8 protein-coding genes are annotated in these 6,335 nt (G+C 38.7%); 4 read left to right on the plus strand and 4 right to left on the minus strand.

All coding sequences use genetic code 11. The annotated features are described in order from the left end of the window. Positions 1-10: 10 nt before the first annotated feature. On the minus strand, positions 11-670 hold the full coding sequence (locus M901_RS08615; protein ID WP_021277789.1) for a tetratricopeptide repeat protein: 660 nt from the start codon (positions 668-670) through the stop codon (positions 11-13). Between the two features lie 134 nt (positions 671-804). On the opposite strand from M901_RS08615, the gene M901_RS08620 reads away from it, so the two are divergent. The 4 genes from M901_RS08620 (at position 805) to M901_RS08635 (ending at position 4,606) form a co-directional block, all read left to right on the plus strand. After that, positions 805-1,284, plus strand: coding sequence for a hypothetical protein (locus M901_RS08620; protein ID WP_021277796.1), 480 nt, complete (start codon positions 805-807; stop codon positions 1,282-1,284). 8 nt (positions 1,285-1,292) lie between these two features. Beyond that, on the plus strand, positions 1,293-2,060 hold the full coding sequence (locus M901_RS08625) for a hypothetical protein (RefSeq protein WP_021277801.1): 768 nt from the start codon (positions 1,293-1,295) through the stop codon (positions 2,058-2,060). Positions 2,061-2,128: 68 nt separating this feature from the next. Continuing rightward, on the plus strand, positions 2,129-2,689 hold the full coding sequence (locus M901_RS08630; RefSeq protein ID WP_021277800.1) for a LemA family protein: 561 nt from the start codon (positions 2,129-2,131) through the stop codon (positions 2,687-2,689). A gap of 9 nt (positions 2,690-2,698) precedes the next feature. Then, the gene (locus tag M901_RS08635) at positions 2,699-4,606 is read left to right on the plus strand and encodes a DUF2207 domain-containing protein (protein WP_021277797.1); all 1,908 of its coding nucleotides are present in this window, start codon (positions 2,699-2,701) and stop codon (positions 4,604-4,606) included. A gap of 17 nt (positions 4,607-4,623) precedes the next feature. Here the strand turns inward: M901_RS08635 and M901_RS08640 are convergent, their stop codons facing one another. The 3 genes from M901_RS08640 to M901_RS08645 form a co-directional block, all read right to left on the minus strand. Then, entirely contained in the window at positions 4,624-4,884 is a 261-nt protein-coding gene (locus tag M901_RS08640) for a hypothetical protein (protein WP_034721436.1), read from the minus strand. Positions 4,885-5,130: 246 nt separating this feature from the next. Then, a complete protein-coding gene (locus M901_RS18395) occupies positions 5,131-5,295 on the minus strand; it encodes an ATP-binding protein (protein ID WP_021277786.1) in 165 nt (54 codons plus the stop codon). After that, a partial coding sequence (locus M901_RS08645; protein ID WP_021277793.1) for a sensor histidine kinase KdpD occupies positions 5,247-6,335 on the minus strand: 1,089 nt, incomplete at its 5' end. The genes M901_RS18395 and M901_RS08645, both read right to left, overlap by 49 nt.

A 6,335-nucleotide genomic window follows, 5' to 3' on the forward strand; every position in this document is an offset into this window, starting at 1 on the left:
AAACCTCTAATTATAATTGCTGTAGGTAGTACTGCGCTAGAGACTTGAAGATATTTTGAGACTTAATCTTGTTAAGCATCTCAAAGTTCTTCTTCGCTTCTGCCTTATTCCCTTTCTTCATTTGAAGTCTTCCAAGATCAAGATAAAGCTTATCTTCCATAACCTGAAGCTTCGTCGCAAGCACAAGCTCAAGCTCAGAAATGGCCTTATCAAGCTCTCCAGCCTCTTCATATACAGCAGCTCTTCTAATTCCCAACATAAATGTTTGGTACTGGTTCTTTGCTTCTAGTGAAGAAACAATCTGCGCAGCGGCCTTAAAATCTTTTTTAGCAAACATGGCATCAAAAGCAGAAAGTCCAACCGTGAATACAGCTCCCATATTACCGTGCTCAGTTTTCTGTGCTTTAAATTCAGATAGGGCCTGATCGACAGGTAGAGCTCCTGCAACATACTTATCAAGGGTATTGATCTCATATGTATGAAGTGCATTTGCCGCGGCCTTCTCATTAGATGATTGGATTGAGTTGTAGGCACCATAACCAAGGACCCCAACGAGAATTCCAATAACGAGAACAATAACGAGGGCCTTATTGTGGGCCAAGAAAGAGCCAATCTCTGTCTTATTTAGTTCTGATTCAAATCCTTGTCCATTGACAGTTTCAGTTGTCATTTTAATTCCTTCCTTAGTTATAGATATGTCATCAAATAAATCAGTTAATTTTAAATATCTCGCCTAAAGTTGTCAAAAATACTTGGACTCGATACAATAATAAAAACAACAACTAAAACAGGACGCTACGAGTTATGAATAGCTTAAAAATTACGCTTATGGCCATACTTCTTACTTTCCCTGCCCTCGCGACAGAGAGAATTGGAAGAATGGGAGTTGGATTCACGAACCAATTAAAGAACGATATTCCGGCCGTTTCATTTAAACTTCAAAAATCAAAGTCCTTTGCCTTTGGTGGTCTACTGGGAATCAACACAAGTGATACAGGTGGATGGGCCGCAGGCCTAAAAGGTTATCGCAATATCTTTGACGAGCCCTACCTCACATTCTATGCCCATTTTATGGGTGCCCTCATCAATAAGAAGACCAATACAATCCAAGACGATACGGGATTTCAATTTGACCTCGGCCTTGGAACAGAGTTTAGTTTTCAAGGACTTCAAAGTTTAGGCTTTAGTGTGGAATTTGGTCTCTCTATGTATAAAATTGATGAGTTTACAATAGAGACAACAGGGTCTAATTTTGTTGTCGCTGCTGTTCACTTTTACTTATAAGGAAGCGCATGCCACATAAATATAAAATTATTCTAGCTCTACTACTGAGCTTTAATATCTTCGCCCAAGGTGGACTCCAAGGAATTGATGACGACGATCTCAATATTGGAGGAGATATCTTCTCCGATTTCAATGAAGATCTCGAAAATACTCAAATCATGGAGGATGAAAGATTCTTCAAGTATGGTCGTTTCTTTTCATTCTCACTCTTTCTAGGAGTGACTCAATTCGATGGTAACCGTGGCGAGATCTACGACAACGATCCCCCAACCTTTGGAATGAGTATCAACTACTTTAGCGACTTTCAATCTTCATGGGGCTTTGGTTTTGCCTTCTCAAAGCATAGCTACTTTATAAATGAGGCCACTGATGGATTTGATCCAGATGGGCCAGGTTTTGTTGAAGTCAGCATGTTGAGATCATTCTTCTCATATCGCTACTATATCGACACTTCAAATCTTGGAACGGCCATTACCTACTCGAACCCCTACTTAACAGCAAGAGTTGAGTACTGGTATGTGACAAATAAATATCTCGACCTGGATACAGAACCTGATGATAAAGGTGGTGGAATTGGTGTGGCCCTTGGATTTGGATTAGAATTTCCAATCAAGCTGAAAGAGTCTTATATCAATATCGAGCTCCTATTACACGATGTCGCTTTCCACGACAAAAACACTCAGGATCTCGCACCAAAAGATGGGACAACGGCAGGAGTTAGCGATCTTTCAGGATACGCCTATACAACAACTGTCGGTTACGTCTGGAACTGGTAGAATTCTCACGACTTAGCTAAACCCCTTTCATTGATAAACCGATAGGTTAACAAACAAAAGGGGTTTAAATGACAACACTTATTGCAATAATCTTTGCGATTATCATCCTTATTATTTTCACAATTATTGCCATCTACAATGGACTGGTCAGAAAGAAGTCTATGGTAGAAGAAGCATGGAGTGGAATCGATGTTCAATTAAAAAGAAGATATAATCTCATTCCAGCACTTATTGAAACAGTGAAATCATTTACTGAACACGAAAGTGAAGTATTTGAAAATGTTTCAAAGTATAGGCAACAATGCTTAAGTGCAGGAAACGATATCCCAGAAAGGGCCGAATCTGAGAAGGCCTTGGCCAGTGGCCTTAAGTCAGTCTTCGCCCTAGCAGAGGCCTATCCGGAGCTAAAATCTAACGAGAACTACATCCAGTTTCAAAAAGAGCTCTCAGATATTGAGGAGCAAGTTCAAATGGCCAGAAGATACTATAATGGATCAACAAGGGAGCTCAATATTGCCATTGACTCTTTTCCAAGTAACCTCGTGGCCAATGCCTTTAACTTCTCTAAGCGCGAATTCTTTGAAGTCGAAGAACAACACAGGTCTATGCCTGAAGTTAAGTTCTCTTAGGAAACCAAAATGTCGAATCTATCTATTTTAAGAATCTTTATTCTCACAATTCTTAGTTTGTCCCTACACGCTAAGGGTCTGGAGAATAAAGAGTATATCAAAAACTTTGATGTGGATGTCCTCATCAACTACGATAATACAATAACAGTTACCGAAAATATTGAAGTCAATTCACTACAAAGACTAATAAGAAGAGGGATCTACAGGGATCTTCCACTAATTAGAAAATCACAGAAATTTGGAGTTAATACCACCGCCTTTCGAATTCTTTCAGTCTCTAAGGACGGTCAACGAGAAGCCTATCATCTGAAGCCTATCACCAATGGAATAAGAGTCTACATTGGCCATAAGAATCGATATGTAAAAAAGGGGCTTCATCAATATCAAATCACTTATCAAATGAGTCGTCACATTTATGAACTTGGCGAACTTGAACTCAATAATCAGAAAGTGAAAACGAGTGAGCTCTTTTGGAATATTACTGGTGATGGTTGGAGATTTCCTATTCTCAACAGTAGCGCTACATTTAGACTCGCAGGCAATAACCCAAGTGAACTTTACTTGGCCAATGCCTTTACTGGGAAGTATCTGTCTAAAGAAAGTGCTGTAGAAGTAGAGCAAGAAAATGGTGAAGTAAAACTAAGGACCTCTCGAGCTCTTAAGAAGAAAGAGGGTTGGTCAGTTGCCGTCAGGTTTCCAAGTGACAATATTGCAAGTCTTAATATTTTTCAAAGAATCAAACAAGATATTATTCTACAAGGCATACAATACAAGTTTGCAGGATTAATCCTCCTTCTAGTCGCTCTTTATGGACTTTGGTATGTGCACGGAATTGACCCCCAAAGAGAAACTATTATTCCGAGATTTAATCCACCAGAGGATCTCTCCCCTGCTAAGATCAACAGGGCCTATCTTCATCGCTCACATAATGATGCCATTGCTGCGGCCATAATGAACCTGGCGGTCAAAGGTAAGATTTCAATTGAAGAAGACTCCAATATCATTTTAAGAAAGAAAAAAAGTGAAGAGGCTCTAGAATCAGAAAATGAATTATCAAAGGAAGAGAGAGCTTTATTTAATAATCTCTTTAGCTCAAATAAAGATGATGATTTTATCACTCTGGCAAGAACCAATCGCAAGACATTATTAAAAGCAAAGAGGGCCTTTGAAAAAGAATTAGGGGAATTTAGTAAGCCACTCTTTACCTATAATATTCCCTATATGATCCTTGGAATTCTATTGACCCTAACCTCTCTTTATTTCTTTTCAAAGGGAATTGGAAGCTTTCAAGCAGGAGTATTTATAGGGGCGGTAGAATTTTCAGCGATTGGCTATCTGCTCGTTCTACTTGTTAACTCAAGAACAACTGATTCAAAATGGAAGAAGATTCGCTATATTTTCCCAATGATCTTCCTCTCAATCCACGGGGGACTCTTCAGTTATCATGCCATTGGTATATCGACACTCTATATCGTCCTCTTTCTTCTACACTGCTTACCATTGGGAGTATTTTTGGCCCTCATTCCATCGGCCACGAAGAAAGGCCAAAGACTCATTGATAAAATTGAAGGCTTTAGACAATATCTGGCCATTGCTGAAAAAGATCGTCTTGATAAGCTCAATCCACCTGAGATGACTCCAGAGCTCTTTGAAAAGTTTCTTCCCTATGCCCAGGCCCTAGGAGAAGAAGGTAGTTGGTCATTACGTTTTGAAAAAGAAGTAGGAAAATCACTTAAAGAAAATCACTATTCTCCTACATGGTATAGATCAAACTTAAATAATAGTTATAGCTTTAGTTCAGCGGCCCTAGCTGGTTCACTTGGTTCTTCGATCTCAAGTGCCATGGCCACATCGTCATCATCCTCAAGTAGCGGAAGTGGTGGCGGAGGTGGAGGAGGCGGCGGTGGCGGCTGGTAATCAAATATCAAAAAATATTAAGGGACCTTCTTAGGTCCCTTTGTTAATCCATCAATAAAGATTTCTTCTCTTATATGCCCCTCAGATGTCGGATCAGCAATTTCAGGTCGAGTGCTTAACTTCTCCCCCCAAAACACACGAAGCATCTTATAACTTCCTTGTGCTAATAGCCTGAAGCTTAAATAAAAGAAATGAACAAAAGTGATGAGTCCATCAATTAGGTGACGACGAAGAATATAATACTCCCTACGCCAATGTGTCTTTAACTCAGTATTCATAAATCCCCCGATTTGTTATACGCAAAAAATTAATTCTAATTTAACAGCAAGAACACGAGCTTTTTATCAACGACAACTCTCTATTTGCCACTAATATAAGACAGAAAATTTAAGAGTCAATCTAAGACTTTGTTAGGATTTTATTAGATTGAAAAAGGGATTAGAAAAAAGAGAAAAGGATAAGTTCAACTGAAGGAGGTCTTTCTAAGCATTAGTTAGAACTAACAATCTTTCAACTTATTTAGTTTAAGAAAGCGGTAACTCAATTTTAAAACAAGTTCCGTGCTCACCTATTCCACAATCCTTATGAATTGAAGAAACCGAAATACTTCCACCTAATTGATTGAGAACTTTTTTAACGATCAGTAGACCAAACCCTGTTCCACGTTCACCATGAGTTCCAATCCCCACTGTTTTTCACTTGTTTCAAAAAGATGATCAAGAAAGTGCTCAGGGATTCCTATTCCTTGATCTTCAATTGAAATAGAAACAGAACTCTCTTTCAGCTCTAGGCGAATATTAATTTCCCCCTCATCAAAGCTAAATTTGATCGCATTAGTGAGAAGATTCTCAAGAACTGATCGAATAAGGAGCATTCTATCTGATCTTATCTCAATAAAATCAGACTCAGGGTGAATTAAGTTGATAGAAATGGCCTTTTCATTGGCCATAAAATACATATTATCAATGGCCTCATTAATGGCCTCAACTAAGTTAAAATTATCAAGATTGACTCTATCTTTAACCTCAGTGGCCTCTAGCTCTTTTGCTCTTTCGAGCGTTTCGATAACTGTATCAATGGCCATCTGGGCCTTTTCAAAGTTACGAGTTTGAATTCCATTATTGGCACAAACCTCCTTAGATTTCTTCACATAGTGATTTGCAACAAATAGACTATTCTTTAAGTCATGGACGAGAAAACGAGTAAAGAGAACATTATCTTGCGCAATCTTTTCAATTTCACGACTCTTCTTTTCAAGCTCTTGATGCGCTCTTTCTCTCTCATATCTTTCAGAAACAACATTTTCTAAGAGTCTAACCCAAGACTTAAAAAACAGGGGTATCTTAAAGGCCCTAAAGAATTTAGTTGAGAGCTTATCAACTTGTTGCAACTCAATATTGTATATGGCGGTATGCCCTTGATAATCGACACTAACCTTCGATTCCTTATGACCAATAATTTGCGGAGCAAAGCGAAAGAGATGCTCATAGACAACGTAGCAAAGCGGATGGACCTCATATTCATCAGGACAAGTCACTCTCATCTGTAAATGAGTTGCTGAAAGTTTCTTGTAGTGAAATTTATAGATTGAGATAAAATGTGAGCCTAAGAACTTTGCATAACTCCAATACAAGAGCTCTGGAGCAAAAACACCATTAAAGATATGGCGCATATAAGAGTGTTCATTAGACATCAACGTTCCAAGAAAGAGATCATCGAGATCTTCCGG

Source organism: Bacteriovorax sp. DB6_IX, assembly GCF_000447775.1.
GTDB lineage: Bacteria > Bdellovibrionota > Bacteriovoracia > Bacteriovoracales > Bacteriovoracaceae > Halobacteriovorax_A.

What these genes read in the sequence shown, in the direction of transcription:
- M901_RS08615 (WP_021277789.1), bottom strand. Translation starts at nt 670, where the DNA reads ATGACAACTGAAACTGTCAATGGACAAGGATTTGAATCAGAACTAAAT.
- M901_RS08620 (WP_021277796.1), top strand. Translation starts at nt 805, where the DNA reads ATGAATAGCTTAAAAATTACGCTTATGGCCATACTTCTTACTTTCCCT.
- M901_RS08625 (WP_021277801.1), top strand. Translation starts at nt 1,293, where the DNA reads ATGCCACATAAATATAAAATTATTCTAGCTCTACTACTGAGCTTTAAT.
- M901_RS08630 (WP_021277800.1), top strand. Translation starts at nt 2,129, where the DNA reads ATGACAACACTTATTGCAATAATCTTTGCGATTATCATCCTTATTATT.
- M901_RS08635 (WP_021277797.1), top strand. Translation starts at nt 2,699, where the DNA reads ATGTCGAATCTATCTATTTTAAGAATCTTTATTCTCACAATTCTTAGT.
- M901_RS08640 (WP_034721436.1), bottom strand. Translation starts at nt 4,884, where the DNA reads ATGAATACTGAGTTAAAGACACATTGGCGTAGGGAGTATTATATTCTT.